Origin of the sequence: Ammoniphilus sp. CFH 90114 (assembly GCF_004123195.1) — a bacterium.
Classification (GTDB): Bacteria; Bacillota; Bacilli; order Aneurinibacillales; family RAOX-1; genus YIM-78166.
Genome location: NZ_SDLI01000004.1, coordinates 299,292 through 316,284, shown reverse-complemented (window position 1 = coordinate 316,284; position 16,993 = coordinate 299,292). Strand labels below are relative to the sequence as shown.

At 42.3% G+C, this 16,993-nt stretch carries 27 protein-coding genes; 19 read left to right on the top strand and 8 right to left on the bottom strand.

Features of this window, described 5'->3' with window-relative positions:
• The first annotated feature begins 3 nt into the window (after window positions 1-3).
• On the top strand, window positions 4-1,017 hold the full coding sequence (locus EIZ39_RS11780; RefSeq protein WP_129200162.1) for an FUSC family protein: 1,014 nt from the start codon (window positions 4-6) through the stop codon (window positions 1,015-1,017).
• A gap of 16 nt (window positions 1,018-1,033) precedes the next feature.
• Here the strand turns inward: EIZ39_RS11780 and EIZ39_RS11775 are convergent, their stop codons facing one another.
• Window positions 1,034-1,600 (bottom strand): GNAT family N-acetyltransferase, encoded by a 567-nt coding sequence (locus tag EIZ39_RS11775; protein ID WP_240675791.1) that lies wholly within the window; start codon window positions 1,598-1,600, stop codon window positions 1,034-1,036.
• 67 nt (window positions 1,601-1,667) lie between these two features.
• Here EIZ39_RS11775 and EIZ39_RS11770 point away from each other — a divergent pair, with 67 nt between their 5' ends.
• Window positions 1,668-1,898, top strand: coding sequence for a hypothetical protein (locus tag EIZ39_RS11770; RefSeq protein WP_129200160.1), 231 nt, complete (start codon window positions 1,668-1,670; stop codon window positions 1,896-1,898).
• A gap of 37 nt (window positions 1,899-1,935) precedes the next feature.
• On the opposite strand, the gene leuD is transcribed toward EIZ39_RS11770, so the two are convergent.
• Entirely contained in the window at window positions 1,936-2,547 is a 612-nt protein-coding gene (leuD, locus tag EIZ39_RS11765; RefSeq protein WP_129200159.1) for a 3-isopropylmalate dehydratase small subunit, read from the bottom strand.
• A gap of 15 nt (window positions 2,548-2,562) precedes the next feature.
• On the bottom strand, window positions 2,563-3,969 hold the full coding sequence (leuC, locus tag EIZ39_RS11760; protein WP_129200158.1) for a 3-isopropylmalate dehydratase large subunit: 1,407 nt from the start codon (window positions 3,967-3,969) through the stop codon (window positions 2,563-2,565).
• 123 nt (window positions 3,970-4,092) lie between these two features.
• Between leuC and EIZ39_RS11755 the strand changes: the two genes are divergently transcribed.
• The gene (locus tag EIZ39_RS11755; protein WP_129200157.1) at window positions 4,093-4,989 is read left to right on the top strand and encodes a LysR family transcriptional regulator; all 897 of its coding nucleotides are present in this window, start codon (window positions 4,093-4,095) and stop codon (window positions 4,987-4,989) included.
• Between the two features lie 121 nt (window positions 4,990-5,110).
• Window positions 5,111-5,320, top strand: coding sequence for an Rdx family protein (locus EIZ39_RS11750; RefSeq protein ID WP_129200156.1), 210 nt, complete (start codon window positions 5,111-5,113; stop codon window positions 5,318-5,320).
• A 210-nt stretch (window positions 5,321-5,530) separates the two neighbouring features.
• Here the strand turns inward: EIZ39_RS11750 and EIZ39_RS11745 are convergent, their stop codons facing one another.
• Window positions 5,531-5,911 carry a hypothetical protein gene (locus EIZ39_RS11745; RefSeq protein WP_129200155.1) on the bottom strand — a complete coding sequence of 127 codons (381 nt, stop codon included), beginning with the start codon at window positions 5,909-5,911 and terminating at the stop codon, window positions 5,531-5,533.
• 43 nt (window positions 5,912-5,954) lie between these two features.
• Between EIZ39_RS11745 and EIZ39_RS11740 the strand changes: the two genes are divergently transcribed.
• The 8 genes from EIZ39_RS11740 (at window position 5,955) to EIZ39_RS11705 (ending at window position 11,371) form a co-directional block, all read left to right on the top strand.
• Entirely contained in the window at window positions 5,955-6,599 is a 645-nt protein-coding gene (locus EIZ39_RS11740; RefSeq protein ID WP_164985048.1) for an HAD family hydrolase, read from the top strand.
• Between the two features lie 78 nt (window positions 6,600-6,677).
• Window positions 6,678-6,881, top strand: a complete 204-nt coding sequence (locus EIZ39_RS11735) for a hypothetical protein (RefSeq protein ID WP_129200153.1) — start codon at window positions 6,678-6,680, stop codon at window positions 6,879-6,881.
• A 24-nt stretch (window positions 6,882-6,905) separates the two neighbouring features.
• Window positions 6,906-7,244 carry a thioredoxin family protein gene (locus EIZ39_RS11730; protein ID WP_129200152.1) on the top strand — a complete coding sequence of 113 codons (339 nt, stop codon included), beginning with the start codon at window positions 6,906-6,908 and terminating at the stop codon, window positions 7,242-7,244.
• Window positions 7,245-7,326: 82 nt separating this feature from the next.
• Window positions 7,327-7,896, top strand: coding sequence for a hypothetical protein (locus EIZ39_RS11725; RefSeq protein WP_129200151.1), 570 nt, complete (start codon window positions 7,327-7,329; stop codon window positions 7,894-7,896).
• A gap of 100 nt (window positions 7,897-7,996) precedes the next feature.
• Entirely contained in the window at window positions 7,997-8,407 is a 411-nt protein-coding gene (locus EIZ39_RS11720) for a MaoC family dehydratase (RefSeq protein WP_129200150.1), read from the top strand.
• 116 nt (window positions 8,408-8,523) lie between these two features.
• Window positions 8,524-9,057, top strand: a complete 534-nt coding sequence (locus tag EIZ39_RS11715) for an ACT domain-containing protein (RefSeq protein WP_240675778.1) — start codon at window positions 8,524-8,526, stop codon at window positions 9,055-9,057.
• A gap of 124 nt (window positions 9,058-9,181) precedes the next feature.
• On the top strand, window positions 9,182-11,077 hold the full coding sequence (locus EIZ39_RS11710) for an ABC transporter ATP-binding protein (protein WP_129200149.1): 1,896 nt from the start codon (window positions 9,182-9,184) through the stop codon (window positions 11,075-11,077).
• A gap of 63 nt (window positions 11,078-11,140) precedes the next feature.
• Complete coding sequence (locus EIZ39_RS11705; protein WP_129200148.1) at window positions 11,141-11,371, top strand: hypothetical protein; 231 nt, start codon at window positions 11,141-11,143, stop codon at window positions 11,369-11,371.
• Between the two features lie 45 nt (window positions 11,372-11,416).
• On the opposite strand, the gene EIZ39_RS11700 is transcribed toward EIZ39_RS11705, so the two are convergent.
• The gene (locus EIZ39_RS11700; RefSeq protein ID WP_129200147.1) at window positions 11,417-12,283 is read right to left on the bottom strand and encodes a M48 family metallopeptidase; all 867 of its coding nucleotides are present in this window, start codon (window positions 12,281-12,283) and stop codon (window positions 11,417-11,419) included.
• Window positions 12,284-12,393: 110 nt separating this feature from the next.
• On the opposite strand from EIZ39_RS11700, the gene EIZ39_RS11695 reads away from it, so the two are divergent.
• Window positions 12,394-12,744 (top strand): DUF192 domain-containing protein, encoded by a 351-nt coding sequence (locus EIZ39_RS11695; protein ID WP_129200146.1) that lies wholly within the window; start codon window positions 12,394-12,396, stop codon window positions 12,742-12,744.
• Between the two features lie 18 nt (window positions 12,745-12,762).
• On the opposite strand, the gene EIZ39_RS11690 is transcribed toward EIZ39_RS11695, so the two are convergent.
• Complete coding sequence (locus tag EIZ39_RS11690) at window positions 12,763-13,098, bottom strand: hypothetical protein (protein WP_129200145.1); 336 nt, start codon at window positions 13,096-13,098, stop codon at window positions 12,763-12,765.
• Window positions 13,099-13,218: 120 nt separating this feature from the next.
• Between EIZ39_RS11690 and EIZ39_RS11685 the strand changes: the two genes are divergently transcribed.
• From EIZ39_RS11685 to EIZ39_RS26605, 6 genes are all read left to right on the top strand, one after another.
• Window positions 13,219-13,503 (top strand): HesB/YadR/YfhF family protein, encoded by a 285-nt coding sequence (locus EIZ39_RS11685; protein ID WP_129200144.1) that lies wholly within the window; start codon window positions 13,219-13,221, stop codon window positions 13,501-13,503.
• Between the two features lie 137 nt (window positions 13,504-13,640).
• The gene (locus tag EIZ39_RS26610; protein ID WP_164985047.1) at window positions 13,641-13,778 is read left to right on the top strand and encodes a hypothetical protein; all 138 of its coding nucleotides are present in this window, start codon (window positions 13,641-13,643) and stop codon (window positions 13,776-13,778) included.
• Window positions 13,779-13,877: 99 nt separating this feature from the next.
• Window positions 13,878-14,522, top strand: a complete 645-nt coding sequence (locus EIZ39_RS11680; RefSeq protein WP_129200143.1) for a GGDEF domain-containing protein — start codon at window positions 13,878-13,880, stop codon at window positions 14,520-14,522.
• A gap of 27 nt (window positions 14,523-14,549) precedes the next feature.
• On the top strand, window positions 14,550-14,873 hold the full coding sequence (locus tag EIZ39_RS11675) for a rhodanese-like domain-containing protein (protein ID WP_240675777.1): 324 nt from the start codon (window positions 14,550-14,552) through the stop codon (window positions 14,871-14,873).
• Between the two features lie 44 nt (window positions 14,874-14,917).
• Complete coding sequence (locus tag EIZ39_RS11670) at window positions 14,918-15,190, top strand: hypothetical protein (protein WP_129200141.1); 273 nt, start codon at window positions 14,918-14,920, stop codon at window positions 15,188-15,190.
• 109 nt (window positions 15,191-15,299) lie between these two features.
• Window positions 15,300-15,458: a hypothetical protein gene (locus EIZ39_RS26605; protein WP_164985045.1), complete on the top strand. Its 159-nt coding sequence runs from the start codon at window positions 15,300-15,302 to the stop codon at window positions 15,456-15,458.
• Window positions 15,459-15,508: 50 nt separating this feature from the next.
• On the opposite strand, the gene EIZ39_RS11665 is transcribed toward EIZ39_RS26605, so the two are convergent.
• The gene (locus tag EIZ39_RS11665) at window positions 15,509-16,435 is read right to left on the bottom strand and encodes an RluA family pseudouridine synthase (RefSeq protein WP_129200140.1); all 927 of its coding nucleotides are present in this window, start codon (window positions 16,433-16,435) and stop codon (window positions 15,509-15,511) included.
• Window positions 16,436-16,528: 93 nt separating this feature from the next.
• The gene (locus EIZ39_RS11660; RefSeq protein WP_129200139.1) at window positions 16,529-16,903 is read right to left on the bottom strand and encodes a hypothetical protein; all 375 of its coding nucleotides are present in this window, start codon (window positions 16,901-16,903) and stop codon (window positions 16,529-16,531) included.
• Window positions 16,904-16,993 lie beyond the last annotated feature (90 nt).

Below are 16,993 nucleotides of genomic sequence, written 5' to 3'. Positions count from 1 at the left end.
CCTATGTTTGGACGAAGGACAATCAAGACGGCCATCTCAGTCATGGCCTCTTTATTTATAGCGAATTTGTTGGGGTTGGAGCCGGCTGTTTTTGCGGCTGTAGCAGCTGCACTTTCGATCCAACCGACGAATAAGCGCTCTATGCGGTATGCGGTTGAGCAAGTCCAGGCAAACGTAGCAGGGGCCTTAATCGGTGTCATAATTGCTGTCTTTTTTGGGGTCCATCTCTACACAGTTGCCTTAGCAATTATTATTGTCATTACGCTGACAAACTTATTTAAGTGGAAAGATAGTATACCTTTAAGTATTGTAACCGTGATTTTTATTATGGAGGCTCCTACTGAGGACTTTTTATATTTCTCCTGGAACCGATTTATGATCACGTTTGTTGGTGTGGCGGTATCTGGCGTCATTAATACGGTGTTATTACCACCAAAGTATGTGACGCATCTTAGAAGATTATATGAGCAAGCGCTGAAGCTTCTTATCACGTATTATAGTAAATGGCAGGCCGATGGAGTTTTTCATCTAAAAGAAATGAATGCTCTAAAGGACCTAATTAATCGTACTCATCAATTTGAACAATGGATGAGAGAGCAGTCGAAAAGTGAAGTGCATCCGAAGGGTTATTATAAAGGACTTTACATTGAGTCTAGTAAAAACGACATTCTAAGCGATTTTCTATTAATTACGGAGCATTACGGCCGGATCTCGTGGGGAGAAGGGGAAGCTAAGGAAAAGAGTCGTCAGCAGATTAAGGGGTTGTATGAGTATGTACTGGCTGTTATGGCGCATACGAATCTCCCGAAGGAGTTTCAGATCGACTTACAATGGTGGAAAGAAACGTACCATAGGTCCGTTGATCCACGAACGGAGCAAAGCTTTTCGGAAATTATCTCAGCATTGGGACGGATGGAAAAACGACTGCGAAGATATAACCGCTATGTGGGGAAAGAGGGAAATCTATCCTTAATCAACGAAGAAAATCGGTGGTTTGCTTGGAGGTGGAGATGGTAGCTTAACACAAGCTAAGTTACCATCTTTTCGTCTTGAGAAAGTACAGATCTTTGTGAATTTCATACACCGTGAAAGGTTGACTGAAAAGAAACTGACGATGTTTCTTTTCATTGCTGTAAAGCTCTTGCTCCGGTATCGTGACAAAAGGCAATTTCTTGATCGCTTTTGTGGCAGGGATATTTTTGTCTGCAATCCATAGTAGGATTTTGTCTAAACCTAGAGATCCAAAGGCGATTTCAAGCATCTCTTGTTTTGCTTGGTGATTTAATCCGATACCCCGATAGGATAATCCAAGCCAAGTACCCATTTCGGCGGTTCTGGCAGCCTGATCAATTGAAGACAGGATAACCAAACCTGCAACTCTATCTTGCTTGCTCATGATGACTCGCGACAGGCAAAATCCCAGGAGCTCTCCCGCTTGTACTTCATTAAGCCAACGGGCAAAAGTATTTGGAGATCCTAAAGGCAGATCAAGAAATGATCCACCTTTTTCTCCGCAAAACAAGTGGTAAAGGATAGTGGCATCATCCGTTTGAATAGGTCTTAACACATGCAAAACTCCTTTTTGAATAATCGGGTACATGCCTAACACCCTGTCTTTCTCCTCATCATAATGTGCATTAGATGCTATGGGGAGGCAGGGGAAGAGGATGGCGCCCAAGAAGAAGAAAGTGATATCATCATCGTTTGATAATATGAAGCATTACATGAAAAGTGTAACTTCAGACACTTGTATCCAGTGTACCCAACAATGCCAAAGGGGTCTTGCTTATATTGAGAAAATGTCGAAGCCTGGTGCTATTGGATACGGTGTATCCTGTATTTTAACACGTGGAACGCCAACACAGGATACGAAATCCAAAGCTGGAAAAAGAAAATAACCCAGTATGCGTCTTAAAGCATACTGGGTTATTTTCTTTAGGCTTCCTTCACAAGGTAGTAAGAAGGGTATTTGTCTTCGTACTGCTTAATTTTATCTTGGTGCTCAAGAGAGATTCCGATATCATCCAAACCATTTAAGAGGCATTCTCTACGGTAAGGGTCCACTTCAAAAGAAACGTCAAACCCCTCGCCATCCGTAATGGTTTGAGTTTCTAGGTTTACAGTTAAGCTGTAGCCTTCTTTTGCAAAGGTCTTCTGGAAGAGCTCATCCACTTGCTCTTCAGACAGCTTAATAGGCAAGATTCCGTTCTTAAAGCAGTTATTGTAGAAAATATCTGCAAAGGAAGGAGCAATGATCACTTTATACCCGTAATCCAAAAGTGCCCATGGAGCATGCTCACGGGAGGATCCGCATCCGAAATTCACTCGGGAGATCAAAATATTACTTCCATCATAGCGTGGTTTAGTTAATTCAAACTGCGGATTAGGTTGATCCTGTTCGTCGAAGCGCCACTCGTAAAATAGGAATTGTCCGAATCCAGAGCGTTCTATACGCTTTAAGAATTGCTTAGGAATAATGGCATCGGTATCTACATTTACCCGATCTAACGGGGAAACAACACTGGTTAATTTTTTAAATGGTTCCATGAATCATTCACCCTCCTAGTTAAATTTCCATTGACGAACATCGGTAAAATGTCCTTTAATCGCAGCAGCAACAGCCATAGCTGGGCTCACAAGGTGTGTTCTTCCTCCACGCCCTTGACGACCTTCAAAGTTCCGGTTGGAAGTAGAAGCACAACGCTCACCAGGAGATAATACATCTGGGTTCATGGCTAGACACATACTGCAACCAGCTTCACGCCATTCAAATCCAGCTTCCACAAAAACCTTGTCTAGCCCTTCTTCTTCGGCTTGCTTCTTTACAGCTTGAGAACCAGGAACGATCATAGCGTTCACGTGGGATGCAACTTTGTAGCCTTTTGCTACTTGAGCTGCTGCTCGCAAATCTTCAATCCGTCCGTTGGTACAGGAACCGATAAAGACGCGATCAATAGAAATATCAGACATTGGTGTACCAGGGGTTAAGCCCATATAGTCTAGTGCAGCAGTAGCAGCTTTTTGTTCGTTGCTGGATTCAAAGTCTGCTGGACTCGGAACGGACTTCGTGATATCGGTACCCATACCTGGACTTGTTCCCCATGTTACTTGTGGAGCAATCTCAGATGCTTGAATTTCTACAGTATGGTCAAACGTAGCGCCTTCATCTGTCGCTAGTTGTTTCCAAGCTTCAACAGCCTCAGACCAGAGCTCACCCTTCGGTGCATAACGACGTCCTTCTAAGTAGTGGAAGGTGGTTTCGTCTGGGGCAATAAGTCCAGCACGTGCTCCAGCTTCAATGGACATGTTACAAACGGTCATACGTTCTTCCATGGATAATTTGCGAACAGCTGCTCCGGTATATTCAATTACATACCCAGTGGCAAAGTCTGTTCCATATTTTGCGATGATAGCTAAGATCAAGTCTTTTGCCGTGGTGCCTATAGGCATTTCGCCAATAACTTTAACTTCCATTGTCTTTGGCTTAGACTGTTGCAAACATTGAGTAGCCAATACGTGTTCAACTTCGCTCGTTCCAATTCCAAAGGCTAGAGCGCCGAAGGCACCATGTGTAGAGGTGTGGCTATCTCCACATACAATGGTCTTACCTGGATGGGTAAGTCCTAATTCAGGTCCGATAATGTGGACGACGCCTTGATCTGGACTGTTTAAGTCAGCTAGAGGAACTCCAAAGTCTTTACAGTTCTGAATAAGGGTATCAATTTGTTGTTTTGCAATAGGATCCGTGATGTTAAAGCGGTCCTTCGTCGGAACGTTGTGATCCATAGTAGCAAAAGTGAGGTCAGGTCGGCGAACTTGACGCCCGGTTAAGCGTAGGCCTTCAAACGCCTGCGGTGAGGTTACCTCATGTACTAAGTGTAGATCGATATAGAGAAGGCTCGGTTTTCCTTCTTCCTGATGAATGATATGATTATCCCAGATTTTCTCAAACATTGTTCTTGGTTTCATCCGATTATTCCCCTTTCGTTGTCGAATAAGTTAATTTATTTTTAACATTTTCTTGAGGTTTGGTCTAAGATATAATATCTATAAATACTATAGGTTTTTCCTATAATGCGAAAGGGGTGGATTATGGAACTTCGTCAATTTGAATATGCTCTGATGGTAGCAGAGGAGCGTAATTTCTCTAGAGCAGCGGAGAAGCTCCACCTTGCTCAGCCTTCTTTAAGCCAACAGATGATTAAACTGGAAAAAGAGCTTGGGGTTCAACTTTTTGAGCGTAGACCCGGTGATATTGTTTTAACTTACGCGGGAAAAAGGTTTGTTGATCAAGCTTCTAAAATTTTAGACCAGGTAGAGCAGTTGAAACAGGAAATGATGGATGTCGTGGACAGTTCCAAGGGACAAATCATTATCGGGACGCTTCCGATAACGGGAGCCCACTTGCTTCCTGCTGCCTTGCCGCTGTTTCAAAATGAGTTTCCGGGGATTGAGCTTGTTATGGTAGAGGAGACGACAACCCATTTAGAGCAGCTTACCGCTAAAGGCCAGACGGATATTAGTTTGCTATCTCTTCCGATTAGTGAGAAGGGACTTGATGCGGTTCCTTTGTTAGAAGAGCCTATCTATCTGGCAGTTCCACCCCAACATCGATTCTCAGAAAGAAAAGAAGTGAACCTAAGCGAGTGCAGAGAGGAACCTTTTGTTGTATTGAAGAGGGGACAAGGATTTCGAGAGATCTCACAGCGTTTATGTCAACAAGCGGGGTTTGAGCCGAAGGTAGTGTTTGAAAGTACGAATATTGAAACAGTCCAATCGCTTGTGGCTTCAGGGATGGGAGTGGGCTTCATTCCAAAGATGGTTACACGGACAAGACGTTCTAGCCATGTTCCCATTTATCTGCCAATTGGCGACCTCCAACCTACGCGCACCCTTGTGATCGGATTCAAGAAAGGAAGATATCTGTCTAAGGCTGCTGAGTCGTTTATTACCATCATGCGAAAAATTGTAGATCTGGGTGCTTATTAGGGGAGCATCAAAGTATTTTCTATCATTTCTCAGTTGTATATAATGGAAGAGGACAGATGAAGAAGGAGTGAGCTCTATGAAGCTGAACGTAAAGATTGAATACTGCAATATGTGAAACTTTTTGCCAAAAGCCATCAGTTTGGTGGATGAATTAATGGATGATACGAATTTTCGATATGATATTGAAGAGATTATCCTAATGCCCAAGGGTGGAGGGATCTTTGAGGTTACGATTAATGATCAATTGATCTATTCCAAGAAAGAAAAAGGGCGCTTCCCGGAGAAAAAGGAAGTCCCAACGTTGATTAGAGAACAGGTGCTGAACGGGTAGGTCTCTTGAGAGGATAGAATAAGGGAAAAACTTCCTTTATTGCCCTGAGATGATTAAAATGGAGTGGAATAACAGGAATTTATTCCGCTAATAGGCCTAACACATCTAAAATGAGAGTGAAAACTGTAAATAGGCGGAAAATCTCCGTCTATTTTGGCCATTTTTAGTCATTTTTTGAAAATAACAGGAAATTCTCCGCTTATGTCCTTATCATCCGTTCACATATTCAGCTTGGAAGGAATTGGCGCCTGAATGAACAGACAATAAGGTATCGGCATAGCCGACTAGTCGATTGACGAGCTCATCGGCGATCGAGTAGACGATAGGATAGGATTCGGGTTGATGCAGCTTCGGGTCGTCGAATATGATGGTGGTATGGATAAAGATCTCTTTGTTCCCATATAAATCATAGTGAATGATGGCTTTTCCTGCAGCGCCTTGGGTTTGCGGATCTTGATAGGATGGAAGAAAGACGTACCATTCTTCAGCGGAAGCTGAACGGAAATTTTTGGTGTACTTGAGTTGTCTCATCTCGTCGTCAATTTGCTGTTTGACTTCTGGTGTTAGCATTTCTACAATTTTTTCTTTCATGTCGATCCCTCCTATAGAGGAATTTTATCCAAAAGGAGCAAGAATGAAACCATTTAAAGCCTTTATCTTTGATATGGACAATACTCTTCTGCAATCTCGAATTGACTTTTACAAGATGAAGAAATCGGTTTATGAATTGCTTGTCTCTCACCACTTGCTTCCTCTGGATCTGGAGTGGTCTAATAAAACTCCCTCTCAGATCATTGAGCTTGGAAGGAGACATCAGCACTTCCCTGCCATTGAACAGGAAGTATGGACATTGGTTGAGGAAGTAGAGTCGGAAGGCATGGAAGGAGCAAAACTAGAACCTTATACTGCCCAATTGCTTAGCGGACTGCGAGGGAAGGACAAGTGGGTATCCGTTTTGACGAATAACGCCTTACCTGCAGCGGAAAAAGCACTTAAGGAGCTGTCCGTTTTCCATTTATTTGATTATGTAGCAGGTCGAGATCAGATGGAGAAGCTTAAACCCTCGCCATCTGGTGTTCTACACATCTTGAATCGTTGCCCGACTATTCCGAAGGAGAAGTGGGTCATGGTAGGGGATTCCTGGATTGATGGTATGGCAGCTCAACAAGCAGGAATTTCTTTTATCGCCTACCAAGCCGATTCGGATCATCTAGCTAAGAAGGGGGTTTACCCCTTAGAATGTATTCGCTCACTACAAGAGCTAGAACACTGGTCTTGAGCACACATAAGCATGCACAGACAAGCCGATAATAGCAGCAGAGAATTCTTATTCTAAGGACAGAAAGGAATTGCTTCTATGAATGTGGAAAAAGATCAGGTAGAAAAAGAGCTGGAACGTCTTTTAACAGAAGGTGAGCTGCCTCCTCAAGATAAACAGAAGGAAGCAGTCAAACGCCTCCCTCCTCGTTGGGTAGCTGTATCTCCGAGTGAATTTAATCAAGTAGAGGAAGAGACGAAGATTCTTCGCAAGTACGTTCCAAAAGTAGATGAAGAGAAGTAGAAGAGTGATAAAGGAGAGGGAATTATGGTTGAAATTATAAGTCTTGAACAATGGCAGGAGCAAATTGGTAAAGATCAGGTGACGGTGGCCAAGTTTTACACAGATTGGTGTCCGGATTGCCATCGAATTGATCCCTTCATGCCGGAAGTAGAAGAAGCGTATCAGGGTAAAATTGAATTTATCTCAATAAATCGAGATAAATTCGAAGAGTTAGGAAAGGAATTAGATGTTTTTGGAATTCCTAGCTTTATTGCCTTCCGAAATGGGAGAGAACTCATTCGATTTGTTAGCCGACAAGGCAAGAGTCGTCAAGAGATTGAACAATTTTTGGACCGTGTGTTGCAGGTGAGTCAGGCCTTATAAGGGCGAGGTCCCACAAGCGTATAGGGCTTGTGGGACCTCCCCTTTTTCTCTAGGTATTTTTAGCTTATGTGAGGTGTGTAATATGTCTAGATTAACGCTAGGAATTGATATAGATGGTACGTTAACAGAGTTTGATTCGTTTCTCCCTTATTTGAACCGGCTCTTGAACACTCAAGTTAAGCCAGAACAGATCATTCAATATGATTTACACGAAATTTTTGGGATGGAGTATAAGGAATTCTCAGATCTTTTTGATCAACATAGTAAGCCCATCTATGAAGAGTCGATTCCACGTTTGTGTGCCAAGCAGCAATTACACTGGATAGATGAGCGCTTTAATATTGTATACATTACAGCGCGATACAAGGAATATATGGACTTAACAAAGCGGTGGCTCATCGACCATGGTTTTCCGGTTCGTGAAATCGTCTGTACAGGTTCCCATGACAAGTTGGCTGCAATAGAGGAGCACCAGGTAAAGATTATGGTAGAGGATCGCCTGGAGAACGCGTTGCAAATATGGGATAGCTTACAGGTTCCCGTATATCTTTTGGATACTCCTTATAATCAAGCGAAGCTGCCAGCTGGGGTCGTTCGCGTGAAGGATTGGTTTCAAATACAACATGATTTAAAGGGAAAAGGCTACAGGTAGACTTTTTACAAAAGCAAAATAAAAAATTCATTGTAAATAGAGCTTGCTCTATGGCAAAGTGGATAAAGGTTAGAATATTTATCCATTTGAGGGGGTAAGCATGTTTACTATTGGCCAAACATTTAGCTATGATGAATTGGTAAGAGATGAAATTATACATGAATTTGCTAGGTTATCTGGTGATTATAATCGGCTCCATACGGATCAAGAGTATGCCAGCCGAACGATCTTTAAGCAGCCGATAGCGCACGGCATGTTGAGTGCAAGTTATTTATCTGCTCTTCTAGGAACAAAGATTGTGGATACCAGTACGCATTATGTTGTTTATCTAGAGCAGAGTTTAAAATTTGTACGACCGTTAAAAGTCAATGATGAAATTCATATTAGGGCAGTCATAACAGAATGGGAACCAGACACCTCTACCTTAAGATTACAAACTACGATCTCTAATCAATATGATAAGAAAGTAGTAGAAGGTGATGCGGTCATTAAAGTTCTTCCTTTGGTGTGAAATCCGAACATTAATCATTAGGAATTTAGAAAACGCCCTTTTTAGTTGATAAATGTTCGGATTCCACATAAAATGGTAATGGGGAAACCACAGATTGATGAGGAGAAAGTAGAGGTATGCCCATGACCGATTTTTCTGGACTACAACAATTAACAAGTTTGATTAGAAACATTGAAGCTCAAATGGAAGGCGCTAAGCTCATGATTCTGACTCATGAACATCGGGAAGAGATCGCGAGGCATATGGTAGAAGGCTTAGTGGGACCTTCAAGGGAGCATAAGGTTCGCATTGAAACGAGTTCTGGGGAATACATGAATCAACTGGCAATCTTAGAAATTGGGGGCAATAAATATACCTTTTCTAAGGATCATCAGGGAATGTTTATCAGTGAAATTAATTATTACACCTGCCGAATTACTCCAAATTCCCATGGTATTCTTGTCTATCATCAGGATTACCCGGGTGTGATCCATGATGTTTCCAGAGTATTGGCTGAGAATAAGATTAACATCTCTAGTATGAATGTTTCACGTGAGCAGAAAGGGAAATCAGCATTGCTTGTGTCACTTACGGATGAAGAGATCCCGCAGTCTCTTCTATCTAGGCTGCAACAGTTGCCTCAGGTACAACAGGTACTATCACTTCAGTGAATTTTTTACAGATTAATATTCGAATGGGTGTGCCGCGGTTTGAAATGGAAACCATGTGTACGCCTATTTTTTATGTCGTTTATGTTATGATAGAGAAAAAATTCAAATAAACAGGTGTTAATCTATGAATATACTATCGATGGAATCTATTTCTAAATCATTTGGTATTAAACCGTTATTAGAAGATGTCACCTTTGGCATTGAGGCGGGTCAGAAAATCGGCATCATTGGAGTCAACGGGACAGGTAAGTCTACGTTCCTAAAAATTATCGCTGGTCTAGTTCCTCCTGATCAAGGAAGAATAGCTGTGGGCAATCAAGTGAAAGTGCAATATTTACCCCAAGAACCATGGTTTGAGGAGGATATGACCGTCTTAGACTATGTTTTTGCTGGGGATAGTCCTATTATGAAGCTTGTTCATCAATATGAACTCGTCTTAGAGGAACTGAATGAGCAACCAGGGAATGAACGATTACAGAAGCGTCTACATGATTTAATCCCTCAGATGGATGCGCAGGACGCATGGGAGTTAGAGACCCATGCCAAGTCAATTTTAACTCGTCTTGGAATCCGTGCCTTTTCCCATCGTCTCTTAGGGCTTTCTGGAGGGCAAAAGAAACGCGTGGCGATGGCGAGAGCATTAATCCATCCTGCAGATCTGCTCATTCTTGATGAGCCCACTAACCATATTGACCACGAAACCGTGGAATGGCTGGAGGATTATCTGGCTAAGTATAGAGGGGCTCTACTCTTAATTACGCATGACCGGTACTTCCTAGATCGGGTGGTTAATCAGATAGTTGAGCTGGATCAGGGTCAATTATACCGATACCTCGGGAATTATAGTCAGTTCTTAGATCAAAAAGCAGCAAGATTAGAACAGTTAGCGGCCTCAGAGGCTAAGCGTCAAAATATCCTTAGAAGAGAGATCGCCTGGCTTCGCAGAGGGGCAAAGGCGCGAACAACAAAACAAAAAGCCCGCATTGACCGTATTCACGAACTGAAGCAAGCTGGATATGAGGAGCAGTCGGATCGAATTGATCTAGGAGCCTTAAGCTCTAGCAGGTTAGGAAAAAAGGTAATCGAGCTAGAGGGAGTAACCAAGCAATTGGATGGGCGAAAACTCATTGACGATTTTAGCTATATCGTTCTGCCAACGGATCGACTAGGGATTATAGGGAAAAATGGGACGGGGAAATCCACCCTACTAAATATGCTCGCAGGTAGACTAATGCCAGATCAGGGTCAAATCGAACGTGGGGAAACCGTGAAGTTGTCCTACTATGATCAAGAGAGTATGAACTTAGACCCCTCCATGAAGGTCATTGACTATATCAAAGAAGGCGCTGAAGTGATCTACGGTGCAGATGGATCTGTTTTATCCGCATCGCAAATGTTGGAGAGATTTCTTTTCCCTCCTTCCATTCAATGGACAACGATCTCAAGACTTTCTGGGGGAGAGAAGCGACGATTATATCTGCTTCGCATTCTGATGGAACAACCTAACGTTCTTCTTCTGGATGAGCCGACAAACGATCTTGATATTCAGACTTTGACCATTCTAGAAGATTATTTAGACGTATTTCCGGGTGCAGTTATCATTGTGTCGCATGACCGTTTTTTCTTGGATCGGACGGTGGATCATCTGTTTTACTTCGGCGACGGGGGAAAGCTTTATCCGTTCTTCGGCAATTATACGGAATATCTGGAGAAGAAAAAAGCGGAAGATGCTGTGCAAAAGCAAGAGAAAAAAGAAGTTAAGCAAGAGATCGTTCAGGGTGTAGTTAGCCCGAAACCAAAGAAAATGTCATTTAAAGAACAAAAAGAGTTTGAACAGATCGAAGAGAGAATAGCTCTCTTAGAGGAGAAAAGTGCAGAGTTGCTTGCTTTAATTAACGAATCCGGTGGGGATTATCAGCAGTTATCAGCACTGTCGGAGGAACAAGAAAAGGTAGCACAGGAATTAGATAAAGCTCTTGAGAGATGGACAGAGCTATCTGAGTTGGCGGAAGGAAATTAGATTACTGAATAAGAAGAAAGGTTGAGGAAATGGTAATAAGTAGGATAAGGAGGGGACAAGAAGATGGATATTGACGAAAAGTTGCAATTCATGTTGGAACAGCAAGTGTTTGGCGCCGTTGAATTGAGTGACGAACATCAGTTTATGGGGACCCTGAGTGAGATGGACAAAGGTCAGCTCACTTTTCTTGATCACTCCCCAAATGAAACGAATCCACTCATTACCGTATCCATAGAGGATATTGTTGCAGTGCATATTCCTGAACCGACTGACTGTACTATGAATCAAGCTTAAAAGTGGGAGAGCTGCTTTTCTTTTTGAAGAAGCAGCTCCATTTTTTTAACCCTGTTTTGAACTTAGAGCCTCTAACCTCTTGCCCAGAAAGGGATGATCGAGTAAGGCTTCTCGCAGAGTTCCTTTGTCTTTTTTTAATAACCATTGATAATAATACTGCTTAATGTGGGGGAGATAAGGCAAGTGCTGTAAAATTTCTCCTCTTGCCCTGAGATCAATCTTGGCTAAGGCCTTTTTCATTGTCTCAGGATTGACCGCTTTTGCTCCATACTGATCTGCGGTATATTCATCTTTTCGAGCGAAGTAATTTTCGATGATATAGTGGACGAGACGATAAAGGAAGGTAAGGGAGAGCAGTTTCAGGTAGGAGATATTTTCTGATATAATAGACATCAGTACGAGGAAATAACCTGTCGTATGAACTGGCAACATGGTAAAAAGGAGCTCATCCCCCATCCTGTTTACTAAACGCAAGGGAACCATACTATCTGTCCCCATTTTTTGATGGCCCAATTCGTGCCCGATAATCGCTTTTAGCTCCTCCTCATTCAAGAAGTCCCGCCAATGCAAAGGCAGATAAATTCTTCGAAACACATAACCCGCATTCATTCGATTCCACATAATAATTCTAACTTCTCCAAGCTTAAAATCAACACACACCTCTTTAACGATCCGTTCGGCATCATCATCTGGACCTAGCTCTTTTTGTACATATTCAGCGACCTCTCTCGATTGCCATTGATGGAGCTGTTGACTTCGCACTTGGCGAACCCAGCGGTAGACAGGGTCTGCGAATACCAGCAGGTTATACCAACCCGCAGAAGCCAAACCCTGCGCAGCCAATATGACGTCCTCAATGATGAGTTTGGCATAGGCAGCTGATAGGGCATACCGGAATGGCAATTGCAACATGACGTTGACACCTCCTTCCCTTATTTTATGTGCACGGGTAGGAACAAAGACATCATTTTTGAATACGATAAAGAACAACTGTACTGCAATAATGTGTAGGGGATGGTGTGGTGAAAATCATACATGTTTATCGCCACAGGCGCTTCTTCCGTACGATGGAGCTAGCCCTAACGAAGGAAGAATTAATGAGGGGAGTATTGGGAAGAACGACCGCTGGAAAGGGATTGTTTCTCATGGGTGCTACGGCGATCCATACCTTCCAGATGAGGTTCCCTATCGATGTCGTTTACTTGAATGAAAAAGGGTTGGTTATCGGATTAGAAGAAAGGCTGGAGCCTAACCGACAGGGACTGATTCTAGAAGGGACCAGACATGTTGTTGAGTTTAATCCGGGAACGATTAGAACTCATCGCATTATAATTGGGGAACCATGGTATTGGAAAGTGGCAGTAGAAGAATAGGGGAGTATAAAACTCCTCCTATTTTTTTTGTAGATACAGGGTGGCTTCATTCCCGAAGATTCGAAGGATTGGTCCTTCTTGAACAGCGATAACATCCTCTCCATCAGGAGGAAAGTCCATAACAATTTCTATAATTTCCTCACCGTCTCCTGTTCGAAATTCAAATACTCCGTCTAACTCATGGTTTCGGTTATCGGAGACTGTGCATGAGATGAGTTGGGCGTCCCACTCTGACATAACTTCATCTGCTTCTAAATCTTCGTCCTCCCATTGGGTATAAGTAACTCTTACAGTTTGATTTGTCCACTCTTTTTGCATGATCGAGGGGAGTTGACTAGGGTTTGTCCATTCCATTGGGGAAGCCTCCTTTTTTAATATCGTATATTCCTTATCATAACTTTTTTTCACATGAGATTCCAATGAAGGATAAGGTTGTTATTTGGTGTTATGATAAGAGGCATGGAGGTGAGGTAAGTGAAAATAACCGTAACAGATCGAGCGATGGAATGGTTCAAAGATGAAATGAATGCAGGACCTGGCGATTATATTCGCTTCTATACTCGTTACGGAGGGTGTAGTACAGTCCAAGCGGGATACTCCTTAGGAGTTGTGAAGGAAGCTCCGAATCGACCTGTAGAAAAGGTAGTGCAGAAGGGGATAACCTTTTACATAGAGGAAAGTGATCTGTGGTATTTTGATGATCTCAATCTAAAAGTAGATTCTAATGTGGATGGAGAGTTAATCTTTATTCACGATTAAGTTGGTAAGGGAGATGCAATGTTTCATGGATAGAAAGGTTGGATAGGATAGTAGAAGCTGCGTGATTGCTAGATCCAGAGGGATATGAGAGAATGGAAATACTTAAAGTCATACGTTAATTGGCAGGAGGACTTAAGATGAATCCTAATCAAAGGGATGAGCAATTGAAAAATAACAATGAGACAAAATGGGTGATATGGACATTTGTTGGGTTTGTCGTCCTTGGAACTCTGTCCATTGGTTTGTTCATGTATTATTACTTAATGCGCTTATAACTATTGTTTTTCTGTGGATAGAGAGTTATTGACTGGAAACTTACATATATATATTGTAAAGTTTTTAGTATCATTCCTCTATGAACGGGAGCAATGTAAATGGGATATTCGGGGAGAATACTCGGTCTTCTTTTATCTTTGCTGTTAACAATCTCAATGAATGGGTACCTCTATTGGCGAATAGAGAGAGTAGACTCGTTGGCGCTTCTGCTCCTTCCGGTTTTTATGGTTATTGGGTGGGGATTAGGGAGAAAATATGATGAAGTAAAATTTTTGTCTGAGAAGGATGTCTTAACGGAAATTTACAATAGAAGGTTTATCCATGATGTACTCCCTAAATTAATGGCTATGGTCGTGCGAAGGAAGGAAACTCTGAGTCTTGCGGTTGTAGACGTAGATAATTTTAAGCTCATTAATGATAGCTATGGTCACGAAGTGGGAGATCAAGTATTGCAGAGGTTATCCCACATTCTAACTTCTCAAGTGCGTACAAGTGACATCGTGGCTCGTTGGGGTGGCGATGAGTTCTTAATTATTGCTCCTTTTACAGATCGTGAAGGGACGGAGGCTTTTCTTGATCGAATAAGAGAGGATGTACATAGGCTGGCTCAAGATATGGAGTTGATGATCACAATCTCTATAGGGACATCTGTCTTCCCCGAGGATGGAAGGGAGCTGCGGGAGCTTATTCGTGTAGCAGATCAGAAGATGTACGAGCAGAAGGGTCATATGAACAAGGAATAGATAGTTTAAGAAGGGAGAATGAATGAGATGCAAGATAAAGGTTGGAAGGATCTAACTCCACAAGAGGTGGAACAGTTACTTAAGGAACGAAAGGATATTCAGTTTATTGATGTACGTGAGCTTGAAGAGTATGAGGCTGGACATATCGAAGGGGTCACCTTAATTCCTCTAAGCCAGTTCGATATAAGAAAAAGTGAAATAGACCCTGAGAAGGAAACCGTCTTTATCTGCCGCAGCGGGAATCGAAGCGGAAAAGTTTGCGAATATCTTTCTACCATGGGCTATCGGAACATGTACAATATGGTCGGTGGAATGTTAAATTGGACGGGCGAGGTTAAAATAGGTAAATAATTATTATACTATGGACATCTGTATGAGAAGGAGGATGTTTTAGTATGATGGAGCCTCAGGATTTTGGGGAATTGTACGAATCTCTATGGGAACAGATCCTCTCTGGTGACTCAGAAGGCAGCCGTAGTATGATCAAAGCTTTACAAGCTCTGGTAATGTCTGATCAGGAAACGAATCAACTCGGAGCAAGAGAAGTACTCCAGAAACTATCTGCCCAGATGCACGAAATGGTGAAAACACAACAATTAGAACCTCTTCAGTGCATGGAGCGACATGAATACGAAGAACTGCTTATGCTAATAGATAATTGGGCTTAAAGGGCCTTGTTCACCAAATTGTAATAACTTTTTCGGTTATTCTCCGTATTAACCATAAAAATGTGATAAAGTACTCTTGTAAACAGTCGTAGAAAAGAGGTGTATCACATTGGCTAAATTACAATCGAACAAGCCGGAGAATCAATTTGATGGACTTCCTAAACTTATTCTTATATTCTTTGTAATACTAATGTTCCCGATCCTTTACTTTGTCTTCAACATGATACTTGGAAACGAGCATCTGTTTATCATTAACGGAGCTAAATAAGGTATAAACAAACTTGCCTCCCTTGCTGTAGCAGGGGAGGCAAGTTTGTTTTATTTGTTTGTGTAGGTTTTTACTTTATTTAGAAGATCAAGCAAATCATTAGGCCAAGGAACCGTAATATTTAAGTTCTGCCCAGTAAGCGGGTGTAGGAGTTCTATACGTCCTGCATGAAGGGCTTGTCTGGGGAATAAATGAACCTTGCCGCCATAAAGGTGATCACCAACCAAAGGATGACCAATGTGACTCATGTGGACTCTGATTTGATGTGTGCGACCTGTCTCTAACTGTAGTTCTACGAGAGAGAGATGATGGTCTCGAAAAAGCTCTATCAATCGGAAATGAGTAATCGCTTGATCTCCACGTTCTGAAACACGACGTCGGGTGGGGTGGTGACGGTCACGACCGATCGGTTGGTCGATCTTACCTTTTTGCTGTTTTAAAAGACCATGCGCAAAGGCAACATAAGTTCGTTTGATCACTCGGGCGCTCAGCATGCGATCAAGCATGGCACCAGACAAGGCGTGTTTGGCAAAGATGACACCCCCCGTCGTATCACGGTCTAGGCGATGAATATGCCGTACCTTCGTGCTTAGACCTTGCACTTGCCAATGATAAGCTACCGCATTGGCTAAGGTCCCCCCCTGATGTTCTTGGTTTGGATGGGTGTCCATGTCTACCGGCTTGTTTATGACGAGGAGATGATCATCCTCATATAAAGGCTCTAGGGGAAGATACTCCGGTACCACCCCGTAATCTTCTTCCTTGAACAAGTGTACCTGAAGCCGTTGACCTGCTTGGAGGGGATGGCTCCAACGGACAGTCTCCCCATTTACCCTAACCCCTTTGTCCATCCTCCATTGGTGGAGTAGTCCTTTTGGTGCTTGCCACTTTTGCAGAAGGACATCTTCGATGGTGGAGTCTTTCCATTCTGCCGGGATGTTGATCTCCAGCCATTCTCCTTTTCTCTTCATTTCCATTTGCTTCACCTGCATTCTTTCTGCTGTTGACGTAGTATGCTTATCATATACGGTTTAAGCTGGGGAATGCAAAGGAAAAGCTAAAAAAATCGTTTAAAGACTCTTATAGGCATGTTGAAGAAGTTTGATATCAGCTTCTCTCTCGGTATCCGTAGCAAAGAGGATCGCTTCAAACTTTTTCTTCAATCTTTCTTCTTTCGCACGGTGTTCTTCAAGCAATTCATCATACTTCTCTTTCATTTCTGCTAGATTAATTGCCTTGAAGCGTTTTCCACCAGTAACCAAGAATTCACTTACTCGGGCGTGTCCGCGGCGAAGAGTCTCATAATATTCTTCCATACGCTTAACAACGTCCTGTTGAATCAAATAAGCTTCTAACGCTTCTTTTTCATCTTCTGTTCCATATAGATTAATTCCGTCGATAAAGAATTGTCTTTCTTTTTTTTGTTGCTCCTTTTGTAATAGCATGGTGTACCTCCTCGTATGATAATAATTCTCTTTATTTTTAGTATATTGTATACCAAAAGTAAAATTCAACCCTTTTTTTAAAATGGAAAC

Bases quoted from the DNA above. Each gene is read 5' to 3' on its own strand.
- EIZ39_RS11780 (WP_129200162.1), top strand. From the start codon at position 4: ATGTTTGGACGAAGGACAATCAAGACGGCCATCTCAGTCATGGCCTCT.
- EIZ39_RS11775 (WP_240675791.1), bottom strand. From the start codon at position 1,600: ATGTACCCGATTATTCAAAAAGGAGTTTTGCATGTGTTAAGACCTATT.
- EIZ39_RS11770 (WP_129200160.1), top strand. From the start codon at position 1,668: ATGGCGCCCAAGAAGAAGAAAGTGATATCATCATCGTTTGATAATATG.
- leuD (WP_129200159.1), bottom strand. From the start codon at position 2,547: ATGGAACCATTTAAAAAATTAACCAGTGTTGTTTCCCCGTTAGATCGG.
- leuC (WP_129200158.1), bottom strand. From the start codon at position 3,969: ATGAAACCAAGAACAATGTTTGAGAAAATCTGGGATAATCATATCATT.
- EIZ39_RS11755 (WP_129200157.1), top strand. From the start codon at position 4,093: ATGGAACTTCGTCAATTTGAATATGCTCTGATGGTAGCAGAGGAGCGT.
- EIZ39_RS11745 (WP_129200155.1), bottom strand. From the start codon at position 5,911: ATGAAAGAAAAAATTGTAGAAATGCTAACACCAGAAGTCAAACAGCAA.
- EIZ39_RS11740 (WP_164985048.1), top strand. From the start codon at position 5,955: ATGAAACCATTTAAAGCCTTTATCTTTGATATGGACAATACTCTTCTG.
- EIZ39_RS11735 (WP_129200153.1), top strand. From the start codon at position 6,678: ATGAATGTGGAAAAAGATCAGGTAGAAAAAGAGCTGGAACGTCTTTTA.
- EIZ39_RS11730 (WP_129200152.1), top strand. From the start codon at position 6,906: ATGGTTGAAATTATAAGTCTTGAACAATGGCAGGAGCAAATTGGTAAA.
- EIZ39_RS11725 (WP_129200151.1), top strand. From the start codon at position 7,327: ATGTCTAGATTAACGCTAGGAATTGATATAGATGGTACGTTAACAGAG.
- EIZ39_RS11720 (WP_129200150.1), top strand. From the start codon at position 7,997: ATGTTTACTATTGGCCAAACATTTAGCTATGATGAATTGGTAAGAGAT.
- EIZ39_RS11715 (WP_240675778.1), top strand. From the start codon at position 8,524: ATGCCCATGACCGATTTTTCTGGACTACAACAATTAACAAGTTTGATT.
- EIZ39_RS11710 (WP_129200149.1), top strand. From the start codon at position 9,182: ATGAATATACTATCGATGGAATCTATTTCTAAATCATTTGGTATTAAA.
- EIZ39_RS11705 (WP_129200148.1), top strand. From the start codon at position 11,141: ATGGATATTGACGAAAAGTTGCAATTCATGTTGGAACAGCAAGTGTTT.
- EIZ39_RS11700 (WP_129200147.1), bottom strand. From the start codon at position 12,283: ATGTTGCAATTGCCATTCCGGTATGCCCTATCAGCTGCCTATGCCAAA.
- EIZ39_RS11690 (WP_129200145.1), bottom strand. From the start codon at position 13,098: ATGGAATGGACAAACCCTAGTCAACTCCCCTCGATCATGCAAAAAGAG.
- EIZ39_RS26610 (WP_164985047.1), top strand. From the start codon at position 13,641: ATGAATCCTAATCAAAGGGATGAGCAATTGAAAAATAACAATGAGACA.
- EIZ39_RS11680 (WP_129200143.1), top strand. From the start codon at position 13,878: ATGGGATATTCGGGGAGAATACTCGGTCTTCTTTTATCTTTGCTGTTA.
- EIZ39_RS11675 (WP_240675777.1), top strand. From the start codon at position 14,550: ATGCAAGATAAAGGTTGGAAGGATCTAACTCCACAAGAGGTGGAACAG.
- EIZ39_RS11670 (WP_129200141.1), top strand. From the start codon at position 14,918: ATGATGGAGCCTCAGGATTTTGGGGAATTGTACGAATCTCTATGGGAA.
- EIZ39_RS11665 (WP_129200140.1), bottom strand. From the start codon at position 16,435: ATGGAAATGAAGAGAAAAGGAGAATGGCTGGAGATCAACATCCCGGCA.
- EIZ39_RS11660 (WP_129200139.1), bottom strand. From the start codon at position 16,903: ATGCTATTACAAAAGGAGCAACAAAAAAAAGAAAGACAATTCTTTATC.